The following is a 1066-nucleotide window of genomic DNA, read 5'->3' on the forward strand; positions in this document are numbered from 1 at the left end:
TACGAACGCCGACGCCTACATCTTCAATGAGTCGTCCGGCATGACCAAACCGATGCGCCACCGCACCGCCAAGGCCGATGTGTACGGCTACGTCTCCGAGTTGCTCGCCAAGGCGACCGACAAGGGCGCACTCGACAAGGAGCTCACCACCACCGATCAGGACCGACTGATGGAGTTCCTCAAGGACTTCGGGGAGCTCGGCGAGAAGATGACGTACGAGGGCGGCGACCGGCGCGGATACAGCACCGTCCCGGCCGCCACCGGCACCCCCGGAGTGGTGCTCGGCGATGTCCCCTCCGCCTCCGACGTGTTCGCGAGCGGAGTGGGCCGCTACTTCTCCTTCGAGTTCGGCTTCGACCAGGCGATGCTGATGTTCCAGCCGGTCGGCGGCATGGACCGGATACCGAAGGCGCTGACCCGGGCCATCGGCGCGCACAAGGTGCGCACGGGCGCGGCCGTCACCCGCATCACCGACAAGGGGCACGGCGTCACCGTCACGTACACGCAGGGTGGCAGGACCAAGTCGATCGACGCCGACTTCTGCATCGGTGCGCTGCCGCCCAACATTCTCGCCAAGGTCCCGCACAACCTTGGCTCCGGCGTCCAGAAGGCCCTGGAAGCGATCACTCCGCAGTCCGCGGGGAAGATCGGCCTGGAGTACCGGTCGCGCTGGTGGGAGCTGGACCACAAGATCTACGGCGGCATCACCGAGACCGACATGGACGTGAGCCACATCTGGCACCCGTCGTACGGCTTCCACGGCGAGCGCGGCCTCGTGGTCGGCTACTACAACTACGACAAGGACGCCGACGCGTACGCGAAGCTCACGCCAGAGGAGCGCGAGAAGCGGGCCGTGGCGGTGGGTGTGAAGATCTACGGCGAGAAGTACCGCACCGAACTCGACTCGTCCTTCTCGCACCACTGGCGCCAGACGCCCTTCCTGGAGGCCGCCTGGCACGACACCCCGGGCGGGCCCGACGATCCGCGCTACAAGCCGCTCAACGAGCCGACGGGGCGCGTCTACTTCGCAGGCGACTGGCTCAGCTACACCGACGCCTGGCAGCAC

Annotated in this window: 1 protein-coding gene; it reads left to right on the top strand. The window is 67.0% G+C overall.

Translation table 11 applies throughout. From position 1 onward, the window contains the following. Positions 1 to 1066, top strand: a 1066-nt coding sequence (locus tag ACZ5CR_RS47110) for a flavin monoamine oxidase family protein (RefSeq protein ID WP_468870227.1), incomplete at both ends; no start/stop codon positions are given.

The organism is Streptomyces sp. NPDC031274, assembly GCF_055570235.1.